Below are 16,399 nucleotides of genomic sequence, written 5' to 3' on the forward strand. Positions count from 1 at the left end.
CAGAAAGACAGGGATGCCCCTGACAGCGGCGCCGGGTGGCGCGGCCAGCGCGATTACTTCGCGCTTTCCTTGTTGATGGCCGAGATCAGCTCCTTGCCGATGCGCCCTTCCATGGCCTTCTGCACGGGCGCCAGCGCCTTGCGCCACTCGGCCTGTTCCTGCACCGTCAGCGTGTAGATCTGCGTCTTGCCCGCTTTCTTGATGGCGTCGAGGGCCTGGTCATTGTCGCGCTGGGCGATGGCTTTTTCAAACGTGGTCGCCTCGCGCATGGCTTTTTCCAGCTGGCCGCGTATATCGGGCGGCAAGCCATCCCAGAATTTCTTGTTGACGATGACGGCATAGCCCAGGTAGCCGTGGTTGGACACGGTCACGTGCTTTTGCACTTCATGCATCTTTTGCGTGTACATATTCGATGGCGGATTTTCCGTGCCGTCGACCACGCCCGTCTGCAGCGCCTGATACACTTCCGAGAAGGCCAGCACTTGCGGGTTGGCGCCCAGCGCGCGCATCTGCGCGTCGAGCACCTTCGACGACTGGATGCGCATTTTCAGGCCCTTGAAATCGGCCGGGGTATGCAGCGGCTTGTTGGCCGACATCACCTTGAAGCCATTGTCCCAGTAGGCCAGGCCCGTGATACCCTTGGGCTCGAGTTTTTTCAGCAGGCTCTTGCCGATTTCGCCTTCGGTGACGTTGTACAGCGCCGTCTTGGTGGGGAAGATGTAGGGCAGGTCGAACGCTTCGAATTCCTTCACGCCCAGCGGGCCGAATTTGGCCAGCGACGGCGCCAGCATCTGCACGGCGCCCAGCTGGAGGGCTTCGAGTTCTTCCTTGTCCTTGTACAGCTGGCTGTTCGGGTACAGTTCGACCTTGACCTTGCCATTCGTGGCTTTTTCGGCCAGCTGCTTGAAGCGTTCGGCGGCCTGGCCTTTTGGCGTGTCCGTCGCCACGACGTGGCTGAACTTGATGACGATGGGGGCTTGCGCGTAAGCGTGGACGCCGGCGGTGGCGCCGATGGCCGCGCACAGCGCGACGAACATGGTTTTCATCTGCATTGCTGTCTCCTGAATGGTTTTTAGAAAAACTTTATTATTTGTCTACTTGAATATTGTGCCAAAGAAACCCTCCCGGCTATTGTGGTTAACCACAATAGCCGGTTCCCGATAAGCCGCTACCCTGCCAGCCATGCCGACTCCCCCCACCCTTGCGCGCCGCTTCAAGCTATCGAGTCCGATGCGCTGGCTGCTGCCCGTCATCCTGCTGCTGCTGTTCCTCTCCATCCTGTTCTGGCTGCCCTGGCAGGCACGCCAGATGGAAAGCAACGAGCGCCAGGAGCAGCTGATCGCCGATACGTTGTGGGTGGAACAGACCATCCGCTTCCAGCTGGCGCGCAACGAGGAAAGCCTGTTCAACCTGGGCGTGGACATCGCCAGCAGCTCCCTGTCGGCGGAAAAAGTGCACGAACGGCTGCAGCAGATGCTGCGCAATGGCCGCGAATTGCAGCGCGTGCTGTGGCTCGATACCAACGGCAAGGTGCTGGCCACCAGCGACAACAAGCTGCCGCACGCCCTGTCGTTTTCGCCGGCCTCGCTGACGGCGGCCGACAATGCACGCCGCCTGCACCGGGGCCAATACGCCCAGCCTTCGCAGCAGACGGGCTTTCCCGACGCGCCGCCGGGCGCCATGCTGATGGATTACCACCAGCCTCTGTTCGATGGCCAGCGTTATGTCGGCAGCCTGGTGGCCACCTACCAGATCAGCAGCCTGCTCGATGAAATGGTGCCGTGGTGGTTCGCGCAGGATAACCAGATTTCGCTGATCGACCGCGACGACAAGGTGCTGGCGCGGCGCGCCGCCGCCGGTCCCGGCCACGGCGTGTACACGCACAAGCGCGCGCTCGACGTGCCCGGCGCCACCATCACCCTGTTTACCGACAGCGTGAAAAGCCAGCCCAAGCTGCTGCCCAATCTGCTGGTCGGCTCCGTCATCGCCCTGTCGCTGGGTTTATTATGGAGCCTGCTGGCCCTGTGGCGCCACATCTCGCGCCGCCTGGTGGCCGAAGGCGCGCTGCGCCAGCAGATGCTGTTTCGCACGGCGATGGAAAACTCGCTGGTGACGGGCATGCGCGCGCGCGACCTGGAAGGAAGAGTCACCTACGTGAATCCCGCGTTTTGCCAGATCGTCGGCTATCCGCCCGAGGAAATCCTCGGCCGTTTGCCGCCCATGCCCTACTGGGTGCCGGAAGCGCTGGAAGAATACCAGCAGCGCTTCGTCAAGGCCCTGGCGGGCAATCCCACGCCGCAGTTCGAAACCTATTTCCAGCGCCCGGACGGCACGCGCGTGCCCGTGCTGATCTTCGAGGCGCCCTTGGTGGACAAGAACGGCCAGCACACAGGCTGGATGGGCTCCGTGCTCGATATTTCCGACCGCAAGCGCGTTGAGGAACTCAATCGCCAGCAGCAGGAAAAATTGCAAACGAGTTCGCGCCTGGCCACCATGGGCGAGCTGGCGTCGATGCTGGCGCATGAACTGAACCAGCCGCTGGCGGCCATTTCCAGCTACACGACAGGGGCCTTGAATTTGATCCGCCGCGCCATCGAGCATGACGCGCCCGTCGATCCGGGCCCCCTGAAACCGGCGCTGGAACAGGCCAGCGCGCAGGCGCAGCGGGCCGGCCAGATCATCCGCAGCGTGCACGATTTCGTGCGCAAGAGCGAGCCGCAGCGCCAGGATATCGCCCTCCGCACGCTGATCGACGGCATCCGCGCGCTGATCGACCTGCAGGCGCGCAAATACTATGTCACCATCCAGGAAGAGCTGCCGCCGGACCTGCCGCTGCTGCGCGCCGACCCCGTGATGATCGAGCAAGTGCTGCTGAACCTGACGCGCAACGCCATCGAGGCGATGCAGGACGCGGCACCCGGACGGCGTATCATGCGTCTGCGGGCCAGCCACGACGCGCAGCAAGGCATGGTGACGGTGGACGTGATCGACCATGGCCACGGCATCCCGGTGGACGTGGCCGAGCGGCTGTTTTCGCCGTTTTTCTCGACCAAGTCCGAAGGCATGGGCATGGGCCTGAACATCTGCCGCACCGCCATCGAGTTTCACGGCGGCGCGCTGACCTTCGGCGCCAATCCCGCTGGCGGTACCATCTTTACCTTCAGCGTGCCGGCGGCGCCGCGCGCCGCACCAAGCAATAACGAATAACCGACAAGCCGGAGACACCATGCTACACATCATCGACGACGAAGAAGTCGTGCGCGACTCCCTCTCCTGGCTGGCCGCCTCGCGCAGCATCGAGGCGCGCAGCTACGCCAGCGCCCAGCAATTTCTCGATAGCCTCGACGGCGGCTTCGACGCCGCCGGCGACTGCGTGCTGCTCGACGTGCGCATGCCCGACATGAACGGCATCGCCCTGTTCGACCAGTTGGTCAAGCGCGACCTGACGGCGCGCCTGCCCGTGATTTTCCTGACCGGCCACGGCGACGTGCCGATGGCCGTCGACAGCCTGAAACGGGGCGCCTTCGATTTCTTCGAAAAGCCGTTCAACGACAACGACCTGATGGACCGCGTACAGCAAGGCCTTGCCAACTCGCGCCAGGCCGGCGAACTGGCCGCCGTGCATGCGCGCCTGGCCACCCTGTCATCGCGCGAACGCGAAGTGCTGGACCTGATTTTGGCGGGCAAGATGAACAAGGTGGTGGCCGACAAGCTGGGCATCAGCATGCGCACCGTGGAAGTCCACCGCGCGCATATCTTCGACAAGATGCAGGTCAAGACGGCGGTGGAGCTGGCGGGGTTGTTGAAATAATTCTGGTAACGTTGGATGACGCGGCGCTCGCGCGCCGCTAATCCAACCTACATGTCATACAAACCATATGGCGTAGGTCGGGTTAGCGCTGCGCGCGTAACCCGACGACACCAAGATCACTCGTCGTGATGCTCATGGTGCTCCGCCGCCCCATGCTTCCAGTAACTGGCCACATGCAGGTGCTGCTTCGGCACGCCGGCGTCGATAAAGTGCCCGCGCAAGCCCTGCACCTGCGCGTGCTCGCACGCCACCCACACGTAGCCGTCGCCCTCTGACGGCAGCGCGATCCGGCGCAAGGCGTCGAGCAGCAGCGGCCCCTGGCGGCCATTGCGCGCCACCCAATGCATATCCACCTGTGCCGCGCTATCGAGCGCGATCTGTTCGCCGTCTTCGACGACCTCGATCACGGCAATCGCCCGCGCCGTGGCCGGCAACTGCTCCAGGCGGCGGGCGATGGCCGGCAAGGCCGTCTGGTCGCCCACCAGCACATACCAGTCGAAGTCGGGCGGCACCAGCATCGAGCCGCGCGGCCCGCCCACGCCCAGGGTCTGGCCGGGCGCCGCTTGCGCCGCCCAGCTGGCTGCGGGGCCGTCGCCATGCAGCACGAAGTCGATTTCCAGCTCGCGCCGCGCGGCGTCGTAGCGGCGCGGCGTGTAGTTGCGGGCGATGGGACGCGGCCCTTGCGCATACTCGATGGGATTGGCGCCATTGCCCAGCACGGGGAACACGGGCGTCGTCTGGCCCGGCGCGGGGAAGAACAGTTTCACGTGGTCGTCATGGGCCGGCGAGACAAAGCCGTCCAGGTCGTCGCCCGCCAAGGTGATGCGGCGCATGTGCGGTGTCAGCTGCTCGGTGCGCACGACGGTGAGTACGCGCAGTTTCAAGTCATGCCGCACGCGTTCGATGGCATGCGGGCGTGGTGTTGCAGGGGATGCGATAGTCATTGCGTATCCTTGTAAAGTGGGCTCAGTGGCCGTCGACGATGGCGTTCGCCGCCTGTTCCAGCACGGCGGAGACGCGCTCGGCTTCCGCTTCGCTCCAGTTGGTCTTGTTCAGCAACAGCGCATGCTTGAGCGTGTGCATGGCCTGGTGCACGCGCTCGGGCAAGGCCTTGCGCGCCTGGACGCGGGCAAACATGTCGAGGCGGGCCAGGATGCCGTCCACCTGGGCGCGGTTTTCGCCCAGATACGCGCGGCCCAGGTCCGTGATCGTGTAGAGCTTCTTGCCGCTGGCGCTTTCGGAAGACGTCACGTGGTCCTGCTCTTCCAGCAAGGTCAAGGTCGGATACACGGCGCCCGGGCTGGGGGCGTAGGCGCCGCCGCAACGCTCTTCGATGGCCTTGATGATTTCATAGCCGTGGCGGGGGCTGATTTCGATCAGCGCCAGCACGATCAGCGGCAGGTCGCCACGGCCGAAGACGCGCTCGGCCCGTTCGCCGCGCCCGCCTCGTCCGCCAGGACCACCGCCCATGCCGCCCATGCCATCGCCGCGCTCGTCGAAGCCGCGCGGGCCGCGGCCATGCATGAAGTAATCAGGGTTGTGTTCGTGGCGATGTTCACCGTGATGATGGTGATGGTGGCCGCAATGGCCGTGTTCTGCGTGGTGTGAGTTTCTCATGTTGCCTCATTAAAGATATATCGTTAGTAGGTATCGTCATTTTATAACGATATATCGATAAGTCAAGGAGAAATTTGCTATGCTCGTCTTTTCACTATCGACACGCCCCTGCCATGCCTGAAAAAACCATTGCTGAAAAAATGTATGTGAAAAATGCCAAGGCCCTGGCCGTGCTCAATGACGGCGGCGAACACGGCGAATTGCTGGCGCAGTTGCCGGCGGAACGGTGCGTCAGTGAAGCAGAGCACGCCGACTGGCTGCTGCTGTTCGCGCGCAGCCGCGCGGAACTGGCGCAGTATCTGCCGCTGGCGCAGGCGCGCCTGGCGCCCGGCGGCGCGGTCTGGGTGGCCTACCGCAAGGGCGGCGTGAAGGTGGGCAGCGATATCCACCGCGACGATATCCGCGCCTTTGCGCAAGCCGTTGGACTCGACAGCGTGGCGATGGTGGCCATCGACAGCGACTGGTCGGCGCTGCGCCTGAAGCAGGCGTAAACCGGCGCTAATCGATGCCGTGCAGCGCCAGCGCCCATTCGACGTGCTCGCGCACGATGGCCGATGGATGCGCGCGGCGCGACAGCAGGGCCGCGACGAGGTCGGCCTGGCCCCGGGCCTGGGCGGCAGCGTTGCCCATGCCGACGGCCAGGTTGCGCAGCCAGCGTTCGTGGCCGATGCGGCGGATCGCGCTGCCTTCCATGCGGCGGTTGAATTCCTCTTCCGTCCAGGCGAACAATTCCACCATGCCGGCGCTGCCCAGGCTGTGGCGCTCGTCGAAATCGGGCACGACGGCGCGCTGGGCGAACTTGTTCCACGGGCAGACGGTCTGGCAATCGTCGCAGCCGTACACCTTGTTGCCGATCAGGGGGCGCATCTCGACGGGAATGGCGCCTTTCAGCTCAATCGTCAGGTAGGAGATACAGCGCCGTGCGTCGAGCTGGTACGGCCCAAGGATGGCTTGCGTCGGGCACACCGTGATGCACGCCGAGCACTGGCCGCAGCGCGCAATCTCCGGCGGGTCGACGGGCAGCGGCACGTCGATGAGGATCTCGCCGAGGAAAAAGAAAGAGCCGCCCTGGCGGTTGATCAGCAAGGTGTGCTTGCCGCGCCAGCCCAAGCCGCCTTTTTGCGCCAGCTCGACTTCCATCACGGGCGCCGAATCGCTGAAGACGCGGTAGCCGAAGTCGCCGATCTCGCCCTTGATGCGGTCGGCCAGCTGTTGCAGGCGCGCGCGCATCACCTTGTGATAGTCGCGGCCCCGCGCATACACGGAGATCACGGCCGCCGCGGGATCGGCGTCGCGCGCCGCCTCGCGTTCGCGCCAGTCCGGCCCCAGCGCCGGGGGCAGGTAGTTCATGCGGGCGCTGATGGCGCGCACCGTGCCCGGCACCAGTTCGGCCGGGCGCGCGCGCTTCATGCCGTGGCTGGCCATGTAATCCATTTCGCCGTGATACCCTGCGTCGAGCCAGGCTTGCAAAGGCGCTTCCATGTGCGACAGGTCCACGTCGGCGATGCGCACCTCGGCAAAACCCAGCTCGCGCCCCCATTCCTTGATGGTGCGCGCCAGGACGGCGAGATCGGTGACGGTGGCGGACATAGGGGACTTTACGGAAAACGGCAGGCGCGCGGGCGGTTACAATGACAGCAGCCTCCATTTTATGCGATACGGAAGATAATGACCGAACACTTCACAGCCCACCTCCACGACGAAGCCGGCACCGCCGCGCTGGGCGCCGCGCTGGCGCGCGCGCTGGCACCGGGCCTGGCGATCTACCTGCACGGCGACCTGGGCGCCGGCAAGACGGCCCTCACGCGCGCCCTGGTGCACGCGGCCGGCCATGCGGGCCACGTCAAAAGCCCCACCTACACCTTGTCCGAACCGTACACGGTGCGGCTCGACGGCGAGCGCGTCAACGTCATCCACTTCGACCTGTACCGCATGGGCAGCGCCGAGGAATTCCTCGACGCGGGCTTCCGCGAAGACTTCGACGGACGCAATATCTGCATCGTTGAATGGCCGGAGAAAGCCGAACCGGTGCTGCCGCCTGCCGACCTGAATATTTATTTGAACGTTGCGGGTACAGGACGTGATGTAGAATTGCAAGCGTCTTCTGAATTGGGTCTGTCATGCCTTCACCGTCTCAAATTCGCCCCGAACCTTTGATCTCCTCGCCCATCACCCGGCGCACGGTACTCAAGGCCGGCGGCACCCTGCTGTTGTCCGTGTTCGCGCCCATGTCGGCGATGGCGGCGCAAATTCTCGCCGTGCGCGTCTGGCCGGCCGAGGACTACACGCGCGTCACCCTGGAAAACGACAGCATCCTCAAGGCGACCCACTTCATCGTCAAGGATCCGGAACGGCTGGTGGTCGACATCGAAGGGCTGGAACTCAATCCCACCTTGAAGGGCCTGGTGGCAAAGATCCAGTCGAACGACCCGTACATCAAGCAGGTGCGCGTGGGCCAGAACCGGCCCAACGTGGTGCGCCTCGTGTTCGACCTGAAAGAGGAAGTCACGCCGCAGCTGTTCACCCTGCCGCCCGCCGGCTCCTACAACCACCGTTTGATCTTCGACCTGTATCCCGTGCGCGAGCCGGACCTGATCGCGCAGATGATCGAAAAGGGCGACTGGTCGAGCGATCCGGCCAAGCCGCCCATGGCCGGCACGCATACGCCGCCGCCCGCGCTGCCGCTGCCCGAGAGCGGCAAGCCGCCCGTGGCCGCCGTGACGCCGCCGGTGGCGCCCACCGTGCCGCCGGTGCCCGAACTGCGTCCGGAACAGCGCCCCGAAGCGCGCCCCCTGCCGGGTCAGAAAGTCGTGCGCATGATTACCATCGCGCTCGATCCGGGCCACGGCGGCGAAGACCCGGGCGCCATGGGCGCCAAGGGCAGCCGCGAAAAGGACGTGGTGCTGTCCATCGCCAAGCGCCTCAAGACCAAGCTGGAACTGCAGAGTAACATGCGCGTCATGCTCACGCGCGACGCCGATTTCTTCGTCCCGCTGGGCATGCGCGTGGAAAAGGCGCGCAAGGTGCAGGCCGACCTGTTCGTCTCCATCCACGCCGACGCCTTCATCCAGCCGACGGCGCGCGGTTCGTCCGTCTTCGTGCTGTCCGAAAAAGGCGCCACGTCGACGGCCGCGCGCTGGCTGGCCAACAAGGAAAACCAGGCCGACCTGATCGGCGGCGTGAACGTGAAGAACCACGACAAGCAGCTGGCCAGCGTGCTGCTCGACCTGTCGACGACGGCGCAGATCAATGACAGCATGAAGCTGGGCAAGGCCGTGCTGCGCGAAATCGGCGGCATCAACCGCCTGCACAAGGGCTCCGTCGAGCAGGCCGGCTTCGCCGTGCTGAAAGCGCCCGACATCCCGTCCATCCTGATCGAAACGGCCTTCATCTCGAATCCGGAAGAAGAAGCCAAGCTGACCGACAATGGCTACCAGGACCAGATGGCCGACGCCATCGTCACGGGCATCAAGAATTACTTTGCCAAGAATCCGCCGCTGGCGAAAAGCCGTTTGACCTGACATGAAAGCCTAGCATGAGCAACAGCACCTTTGGCCAGCTGCCAGCCGTGACCATCCGCGCGGCCGATGGCGCGCAGGCGACCGTCACCCTGTACGGCGGCCATCTGGTTTCGTGGCAGACCAGCGATGGCCGGGAGCGCCTGTTCTGCAGCCGGGAGTCCTCCCTCGACGGCAGCCGCGCCATCCGCGGCGGTGTGCCCGTGATCTTCCCCCAATTCGGCGCGCGCGGCACGGGCATGCGCCACGGCTTTGCGCGCGTGGCGGCCTGGCAGCTGGAATCGACGGGCGACACCGATGGCGCGGCATGGGCGCAATTCATCCTGCAGCACACGGACCTGCCGGAGGCGATCGCCGCCAGCTGGCCCTGGGCTTTTACCCTGCGCCTGCGCGTGGCCGTGCAAAGCCAATCGCTGGAACTGCACCTGTCCGTGCACAACACGGGCGAGCAGGCGTTTCCGTTCTCGGCCGCCCTGCACAGCTATTTTGCGATCGATCGATTGAGCGAGGCCCGCGTTGGCGGCCTGCAGCGCGTGCGCTATTCGGACGAGACGCCGCAAGATGCCTTGCAGGCGGAAGAGGAGCTGCAATTTTCGGACAAGCTGGACCGCATCTATTACCAGTTGCCGGGCGCCTTGACCCTGCAATCCGGCGGCCACACGCTGCGCCTGGAGCAGCAGGGCTTCACGGATGCCGTCGTGTGGAACCCGGGCGCGCAAGACGCGGCCGCCCTGCCCGACCTGGCCGACGACGAGTACCAGCGCTTCATCTGCATCGAGCCTGCCCTGATCCAGCCCGACCTGCTCGCCGCTGGCGCCGAATGGGTCGGCCGCCAGCATCTCGAATTTATGTAAGAGTGACTGAAAAAGTCCAGGGCTAGGCGCCTTGCCGAAGGCAGTACGCATGTACGACGAGGCATGGCAACAACGCCATGGGCTTTTTTCAGGCGCTCTTAGTTCGATTCCTTGATGATGCGGCCATTACCGGATTGAACCGGGCGCGCATTTAGCGGATACAAACGGCTGAACAGCGCCATCTGCGCCGGCGACGCCTGCACCGGCTGCTTCATCACCAGCCACAGCACGCCCTCGCTGCACGGCGGCGACGTCAACGATCCCATATACGTGTAGTAGTCGCGCCGCGCCGGCAGCATCTCGGCCGGATCGAGCAGGATGGTCGGTTGCATGGTGTCGAATTTTTCCAGCGGCAGGTTGTTCCACACGGTCTGGATGGTCGCTTGCGGGGCGCCCCGTTCCAGCAACAGGGCCAGCACCGCCAGCCGGCCTTCCGCATCGCGGTGCACCAGGTGCACCACCATTTCAAATGCCTTGCCATTGATGCGCTCTTCGGACGGCCGATGGAAATGGAATTGCTGCAGCTCGAACATGCGGTTCTGCACCGTGATGTAATTGCCGCCGCTCACGCCCACCTGCACCGTGTGGCCATTGTCGACCACGCTGAACGACGAAGGGTGGTAGTCAAAGCTGATCTGCTCGAGTTCCACCTTCATGCCATCGCGGATATCGATCGGCGACTGGCGGTTGCCATTGCCGCACTTGGCCCAGTCGACATTGATCTTGCTCCAGTTGGCCGGGCCGCTGTCGCCTTCATACGACCAGTGCGTGCCGCGCGGCACGGGCGGCGGTGGCGGCGGCGCGGCCTTCACCACGGCGGCGCGCTTGGCGCGGGCGGCGGCGCGGGCCGCCTGCGTGGCGCGCATTTCCGCCAGGCGCGCCGCGATGCGTTCGGACAGGTCGACTTCGGCCGCTTCTTCCTTCTCGCGCGCCGTGGGCGCGACGACGACAGGCGCCTTGGCCTCCTTGCCCTTCACCGATTCGGTCAGGGTTTTCATGGCGGCCGCGCGCGCCGACGCCGACATCGGCGCGGAGGCGGCCGCGCTCGCCGCAGCGGGGGCATCTTTGGCGCTTGCCATGGCCGCCATCGCGGCAAGGCTGCAAGCTAACAGGGCGCTCAAATGTCGCATGGAAATCCAGAAAGTGAGAATACCTTCTGGTTTACGGCTCGAAAGCAACAAAACTTGAATCAGCGCAGGCGTAAAACAGAAACAACGCAGAGAAGAACGGGATCCGGGGCCGGCTGCGGGCTGTGCCGCAGCGCGCCTGCCCCGGATCCATGCGGCCTTACGCCGACTTGCCGACCATGCGCTTGTAGAGTTTCCACAAGCCGCCCAGTACCACCGGCACGACGGCGGCGCCGACACCGATCAGCACGATCAAGGTCAGGTGGTCACGGATCCATGGAATATTACCGAAGAAGTAGCCCGCCGTCACCAGACCGACCACCCACAACAGGGCGCCCGTCACGTTGTACATCTGGAAGCGCGTATGCGTCATGTCGGAAATGCCCGCCACGAAGGGGGCGAAGGTGCGCACCACCGGCACGAAACGGGCCAGGATGATGGTCTTGCCGCCGTGCTTTTCAAAGAATTCATGCGTGCGGCGCATGGCATCCTTGTTGATCCAGCGGTAATCGTGGGTAAACACCCTTTGCCCGATGGCCTCGCCTATCCAGTAATTGAGCGTGTTGCCCGTAACGGCAGCCGTCACCAGCAAGGCAATCAGCAAGCCCAGGTGCATCTGTCCCGTCGCGCAAAACGCGCCGGCGATAAACAATAAGGTGTCCCCAGGGAAGAAAAACAGCACCACGAGGCCTGTTTCGCAAAAAATAATGGCAAACAGCACCGCATACACGAGAGTACCGTACTGCTCGATCAAGAGGCCCAGCGTCTTGTCGACATGCACGATCATGTCGAGGAATTGCACAAAATCCATATATTTTTCCCTAAAGGTAGCGGCGGAATCATACACCACCCGGCCAGCGCAACGGCAGTCCCCGGGCCGATATTTCGTGATTAATTCGGCAGCGCCCTTGGCGATGTGGCATTTTAAGTAAAGGTTAAGGAAACGCCATATCGGCAGGCAACTGTCAGGATTGCCATCTGCAATGTTTTTACAACGAAATATTGCCATTCCGGTATACACTTTCTGCACGGCGCAACCCGCGCCCACCAGGAGAAAACATGTATCGACACCCATTGAGCGGCCTGACCATGGCCACCGTACTGGGCCTTGCACATCTGACGGCCCACGCAGCCCCTGTCCAGATCAAGGCGCCCGCCGAACTGCCCGCCAAGGCGACCTTGGCCGACGTGATCAAAGCCTCGCAGCCGTCCGACTGGCGTGCGCTGGACCCGGACAACACCCTGTACCTGGACATTCCCGCCGGCCGCGTGGTGATCGAACTGGCGCCCGACTTCGCACCGAAGCACGTGGCCAACATCAAGGCCCTGGTGGCTGAACAGTATTACGACGGCCTGGCCATCACGCGCGCGCAGGACAACTGGGTGGCGCAGTGGGGCGATCCGAACGAGAAAAATCCCAAACCCATTCAGCACGCCCAGCGCACCCTGCCCGGCGAATTCACGGTCCCCCTGAAAAACATCAGGAGCTTCACGCGCCTGCCGGATGTCGACGGCTATGCGCCGCAGGTGGGCCATTCGAACGGTTTTCCGTCCGCGCGCGATCCAAAAACGGGCACGGCCTGGCTCACGCACTGCTATGCCACCGTGGGCGTGGGCCGCGACAGCGCCAGCGACAGCGGCGGCGGCACCGAACTGTACGCCGTCATCGGCCAGTCGCCGCGCCACCTGGACCGCGACATCACGGTCGTCGGCAGGGTCGTCTCCGGCATGCCATTGCTGTCGACCCTGCCACGGGGCACGGCGCCCATGGGCTTTTACGACAGCCCCGAGAAAAACGTGCCGATCAAGTCCATCCGCCTGGCCGCCAGCGTGCCGCCAGAGCAGCGCGCGCACCTGGAAGTGATGCGCACCGACAGCGCCGCCTACCAGGCCGTGCTGGAAGCCCAGCGCCATCGCGGCGGCCCGTGGAGCAAGGTCACGGCCGGCCACGTCGACCTGTGCAATGCGCCGATACCGGTGCGCGAGGTGGCGAAGTAAATATGGACCAAGGCTGGGGTCAGCCCCCCGCGTACGTTGGCACCAAATTTTGTGTTAACGGTGTTGAGGGTCTGACCCCAGGTACGTTGGCTCTACGCTTTGCGTAGGCGGCGTTGCGGGTCTGACCCCGGTATAATGACCGCATGAACGCTCCCATCACGCCCCACCGCCCGATCCAGGCCCTGCCTGACCAGCTGATTTCGCAAATCGCCGCCGGCGAGGTGGTCGAGCGGCCATCGGCCGTGGTCAAGGAACTGCTGGAAAACGCCCTCGACTCGGGTGCCACGCAGATCACGGTGCGGCTGGAAGAAGGGGGCGTGAAACGCATCGCCATCACCGATAACGGGCGCGGCATCGATAAAGACCAGTTGCCGCTGGCTCTGGCGCGCCACGCCACGTCGAAGATCGCCTCGCTGCACGACTTGGAAAACGTCGGCACGCTGGGCTTCCGGGGCGAGGCGCTGGCCTCGATCGCCTCGGTGGCCGCCGTCACCGTGACCTCGCGCACGATGGATGCGGCCCATGCGTGGGAAATCGTCGGCTCGCACAATGGCAGCGTTTCGCCGTCGTCGGGCGCGCACGGCACCACGGTCGACGTGCAGGACCTGTATTTCAATACGCCCGCGCGGCGCAAGTTCCTGAAATCCGAGCAGACGGAGTACGGCCACTGCGCCGAAGTCGTGCGCCGCATCGCGCTGGCGCGGCCCGACGTGTCGTTCTCGCTGTCGCACAACGGCCGCACCATCGACCAGTGGAATATCAGCGAACTGGCCAAGCGCAGCGCCCACATCCTGGGCAACGACTTCGCCGAAGCGCGCCTGGCGCTCGACGAGTCGGCTGGCAGCCTGCGCATTCACGGCTTTGCCGGCTTGCCGACGGCATCGAAAGCGCGCGCCGACGGCCAGTTCTTTTACGTCAACGGGCGCTTCGTGCGCGACAAGCTGCTCGTGCACGCCGTGCGCATGGCCTATCAGGACGTGCTGCATGGCGACCGCTTCCCGTCATACGTGCTGGCGCTCGACCTCGACCCGGCCCTGGTCGACGTCAACGTGCACCCGTCGAAGATCGAAGTGCGCTTCCGCGACAGCCGTTCCGTGCACCAGTTCGTCTTCCATGCGGTGCAGCGCGCGCTGGCGCAGACCTCGGCCACGGCCTTCGGCAGCGTGCCGGCACCGCTGCCCGCCGCCTCCAGCCTCGGCGGAGATACTGCGGGCGCGGGTTTGGGTGGCCCCGGCATCTGGCGCCGCGAACAGACGCAGACCTCGTTCGGCGCGCAATTTACGAATACCTTCGCGCCGGCCTCGCCCGGCGCGGCCCGCCCCTTCTTTGCGGACGCGCCAGGCGTGGCCCAGGACACGGCGGCTTACGGCGCCCTGTTCGGCGGCGGCCCAGGTGCCGCCAACTCGCCGATCACGCAGGTCGAGCCGTATATCGCTTCGCCCGAAGCGATGGCGCGCGAAGAATATCCGCTGGGCTTTGCCCTGGCCCAGCTGCACGGCATTTATATTTTGGCGCAGAACACCAAGGGCCTGGTGCTGGTCGACATGCACGCGGCGCACGAGCGCATCCTGTACGAACAGCTGAAAAACGCGCTGCAGGCGCAGGTCTCCGGCCAGGACATGCAGGTGCAATCCTTGCTGATCCCCGTGACGTTTTATGCGGACGCCATCGAAGTGTCGACGGCAAATGAAAACCAGGAGACATTAAAAGCGCTGGGCTTCGACATCGCCGCCCTGTCGCCCACCACCCTGGCCGTGCGCTCCGTGCCGACCTTGCTCAAGAACGCCGATGCACAGACGCTGGCGCGCGACGTGCTGCGCGACGTGCGCGAATACGGCGGCTCGCGCGTGCTGATCGAGCGCCAGAACGAATTGCTGGGCACCCTGGCCTGCCATACGGCCGTGCGCGCCAACCGGATCTTGTCGGTGCAGGAAATGAACGCCCTGCTGCGCCAGATGGAGAGCACGGAACGCGCCGACCAGTGCAACCACGGCCGGCCCACGTGGGTGCAGGTCGAGATCAATGCGCTGGACAAGCTGTTCCTTCGCGGCCAATAAAAAAGCCTGAAAAACGTCCATGGCGGCGTTGCACCGCCTCGCCGTACTAGCCGTACTGTCTTCGGCGGTGCGCCTTGCCCTGAACGTTTTGCCAGGCTCTTTTGCACGATATTAAAATCGATATGACAACAATCAAAAAACTCCCCCTGGCCGTCGCCATCATGGGTCCCACGGCCAGCGGCAAGACAGCCAGCGCGCTGGCCATTTCGCAAGCCATCCCGTCCGAGATCATTTCCGTCGATTCCGCCCTCGTCTACCGGGGCATGGATATCGGCACGGCCAAGCCCTCGCAAGAAGAACTGGCCCAGGTACCGCATCATTTGATCGATATCATCGATCCGCTCGACGCGTATTCCGTGGCGCAGTTCCGCAACGACACCCTGCGCCTGGTGGCGGAGATTTCCGCGCGCGGCAAGCTGCCGCTGCTCGTCGGCGGCACCATGCTGTACTTCAAGGGCCTGGCCGACGGCCTCGACGACTTGCCCGGCGCCGATCCGGTGCTGCGCGCCCGGCTGGAAGAAGACGCGGCCGCCATCGGCTGGCCCGCCATGCATGCGCGCCTGGCGCAGCAAGACCCCGTCACGGCCGCGCGCCTGGCACCGCAGGATGCGCAGCGCATCGGCCGCGCGCTGGAAATCATCGCCCTGTCCGGCCAGCCCATGTCGGCCCTGCTGGCCCGGCGCGAAAAGACCGTGCTGCCGTTCCAGCTGCAATCGTTCGCGCTGGAGCCGTCGGACCGCGCCGTGCTGCACGCGCGCATCGCCACGCGCTTCGACCTCATGCTGAAGAACGATGCCCTGCTCGACGAAGTGGAGCAATTGCGCCGGCGCGGCGACCTGCATCCTGGCCTGCCCTCGATGCGCTGCGTGGGCTACCGCCAGGCCTGGGAATACCTCGATGGCCGCATCGACCGCGCCGCCTTGCGCGAGACGGGCATCATCGCCACGCGCCAGCTGGCCAAACGGCAGCTGACCTGGCTACGCTCGATGCCGGAACGCAGCGTCATCGATTGCCTGGGCGCTGATCCGGCCAGCGCCATGCTGGCGCAGATCGGTCCTCTGCTGAAATAAGCAACGCCACGGAACAACTGGCCAAGCGCTAGGCTCGACTTTGGCTGCGCTCGATGCCGGAACGCAGCGTCATCGATTGCCTGGGCAGCGATCCGGCAGCGCAGATGCTGGCGCAGATTCAAGCGTTGCTGAAATAATCACAACGGCCCGCCATCGCGAAAAATCCACAGATTTTTCTTGGCCGGCATTGACAAGGAAATCGGAAGACTGGATAATGCTCGGCTGTTGGGTGATATAGCTCAGTTGGTTAGAGCACAGCATTCATAATGCTGGGGTCGGTGGTTCAAGTCCACCTATCACCACCAAAGAACATCGATCAGGTTTATCCTGGTCAAACCAGCATCCGG

Annotated in this window: 15 protein-coding genes, 1 tRNA gene and 1 pseudogene; 11 read left to right on the forward strand and 6 right to left on the reverse strand. The window is 64.4% G+C overall.

Translation table 11 applies throughout. The features are described from left to right. Window positions 1–53: 53 nt before the first annotated feature. On the reverse strand, window positions 54–1,052 hold the full coding sequence (locus CBW66_RS03025) for a TRAP transporter substrate-binding protein (RefSeq protein WP_086138510.1): 999 nt from the start codon (window positions 1,050–1,052) through the stop codon (window positions 54–56). A 130-nt stretch (window positions 1,053–1,182) separates the two neighbouring features. Here CBW66_RS03025 and CBW66_RS03030 point away from each other — a divergent pair, with 130 nt between their 5' ends. Both CBW66_RS03030 and CBW66_RS03035 read left to right on the forward strand, forming a co-directional pair. Continuing rightward, window positions 1,183–3,207: a PAS domain S-box protein gene (locus tag CBW66_RS03030; protein WP_230492039.1), complete on the forward strand. Its 2,025-nt coding sequence runs from the start codon at window positions 1,183–1,185 to the stop codon at window positions 3,205–3,207. A gap of 19 nt (window positions 3,208–3,226) precedes the next feature. Then, window positions 3,227–3,811, forward strand: coding sequence for a response regulator transcription factor (locus tag CBW66_RS03035; protein ID WP_070223047.1), 585 nt, complete (start codon window positions 3,227–3,229; stop codon window positions 3,809–3,811). A gap of 116 nt (window positions 3,812–3,927) precedes the next feature. Here CBW66_RS03035 and CBW66_RS03040 read toward each other — a convergent pair whose 3' ends face one another. Together CBW66_RS03040 and CBW66_RS03045 are read right to left on the reverse strand one after the other, a co-directional pair. Continuing rightward, on the reverse strand, window positions 3,928–4,755 hold the full coding sequence (locus tag CBW66_RS03040; RefSeq protein WP_086138512.1) for a siderophore-interacting protein: 828 nt from the start codon (window positions 4,753–4,755) through the stop codon (window positions 3,928–3,930). A gap of 22 nt (window positions 4,756–4,777) precedes the next feature. Further along, window positions 4,778–5,428 (reverse strand): PadR family transcriptional regulator, encoded by a 651-nt coding sequence (locus CBW66_RS03045; protein WP_086138513.1) that lies wholly within the window; start codon window positions 5,426–5,428, stop codon window positions 4,778–4,780. 113 nt (window positions 5,429–5,541) lie between these two features. Here CBW66_RS03045 and CBW66_RS03050 point away from each other — a divergent pair, with 113 nt between their 5' ends. Beyond that, complete coding sequence (locus CBW66_RS03050; protein WP_086138514.1) at window positions 5,542–5,919, forward strand: DUF3052 family protein; 378 nt, start codon at window positions 5,542–5,544, stop codon at window positions 5,917–5,919. Between the two features lie 7 nt (window positions 5,920–5,926). On the opposite strand, the gene queG is transcribed toward CBW66_RS03050, so the two are convergent. Then, window positions 5,927–7,018, reverse strand: coding sequence for a tRNA epoxyqueuosine(34) reductase QueG (queG, locus tag CBW66_RS03055; RefSeq protein WP_086138515.1), 1,092 nt, complete (start codon window positions 7,016–7,018; stop codon window positions 5,927–5,929). A gap of 78 nt (window positions 7,019–7,096) precedes the next feature. Here queG and tsaE point away from each other — a divergent pair, with 78 nt between their 5' ends. From tsaE to CBW66_RS03070, 3 genes are read left to right on the forward strand one after another with little or no spacing between them, the layout of a single operon-like run. Continuing rightward, on the forward strand, window positions 7,097–7,585 hold the full coding sequence (tsaE, locus tag CBW66_RS03060) for a tRNA (adenosine(37)-N6)-threonylcarbamoyltransferase complex ATPase subunit type 1 TsaE (protein ID WP_086138516.1): 489 nt from the start codon (window positions 7,097–7,099) through the stop codon (window positions 7,583–7,585). Further along, on the forward strand, window positions 7,549–8,949 hold the full coding sequence (locus CBW66_RS03065; RefSeq protein ID WP_086138517.1) for an N-acetylmuramoyl-L-alanine amidase: 1,401 nt from the start codon (window positions 7,549–7,551) through the stop codon (window positions 8,947–8,949). The genes tsaE and CBW66_RS03065 overlap by 37 nt, the downstream gene beginning before the upstream one ends. A 14-nt stretch (window positions 8,950–8,963) precedes the next feature. Beyond that, entirely contained in the window at window positions 8,964–9,800 is an 837-nt protein-coding gene (locus tag CBW66_RS03070; RefSeq protein ID WP_086138518.1) for a D-hexose-6-phosphate mutarotase, read from the forward strand. Window positions 9,801–9,898: 98 nt separating this feature from the next. On the opposite strand, the gene CBW66_RS03075 is transcribed toward CBW66_RS03070, so the two are convergent. Next, window positions 9,899–10,879 (reverse strand): carbonic anhydrase, encoded by a 981-nt coding sequence (locus CBW66_RS03075; RefSeq protein WP_230492038.1) that lies wholly within the window; start codon window positions 10,877–10,879, stop codon window positions 9,899–9,901. 208 nt (window positions 10,880–11,087) lie between these two features. Further along, window positions 11,088–11,738: a VTT domain-containing protein gene (locus CBW66_RS03080; RefSeq protein WP_086136992.1), complete on the reverse strand. Its 651-nt coding sequence runs from the start codon at window positions 11,736–11,738 to the stop codon at window positions 11,088–11,090. Window positions 11,739–11,986: 248 nt separating this feature from the next. Here CBW66_RS03080 and CBW66_RS03085 point away from each other — a divergent pair, with 248 nt between their 5' ends. From CBW66_RS03085 to CBW66_RS03100, 5 genes and pseudogenes are all read left to right on the forward strand, one after another. Then, the gene (locus tag CBW66_RS03085) at window positions 11,987–12,925 is read left to right on the forward strand and encodes a peptidylprolyl isomerase (protein WP_086136993.1); all 939 of its coding nucleotides are present in this window, start codon (window positions 11,987–11,989) and stop codon (window positions 12,923–12,925) included. Between the two features lie 143 nt (window positions 12,926–13,068). Further along, complete coding sequence (mutL, locus tag CBW66_RS03090; RefSeq protein WP_086136994.1) at window positions 13,069–14,982, forward strand: DNA mismatch repair endonuclease MutL; 1,914 nt, start codon at window positions 13,069–13,071, stop codon at window positions 14,980–14,982. Window positions 14,983–15,104: 122 nt separating this feature from the next. After that, entirely contained in the window at window positions 15,105–16,052 is a 948-nt protein-coding gene (gene miaA / locus CBW66_RS03095; RefSeq protein ID WP_086136995.1) for a tRNA (adenosine(37)-N6)-dimethylallyltransferase MiaA, read from the forward strand. Between the two features lie 5 nt (window positions 16,053–16,057). Continuing rightward, a pseudogene (locus CBW66_RS29320) lies at window positions 16,058–16,189 on the forward strand (tRNA (adenosine(37)-N6)-dimethylallyltransferase MiaA); the annotation flags it as partial. Between the two features lie 91 nt (window positions 16,190–16,280). After that, a tRNA-Met gene (locus tag CBW66_RS03100) sits at window positions 16,281–16,357 on the forward strand. The last annotated feature ends 42 nt before the right edge of the window (window positions 16,358–16,399 follow it).

The sequence above is a fragment of the Janthinobacterium sp. GW456P genome (assembly GCF_002127655.1).
In the GTDB taxonomy this organism is placed as follows: Bacteria; Pseudomonadota; Gammaproteobacteria; order Burkholderiales; family Burkholderiaceae_D; genus Janthinobacterium.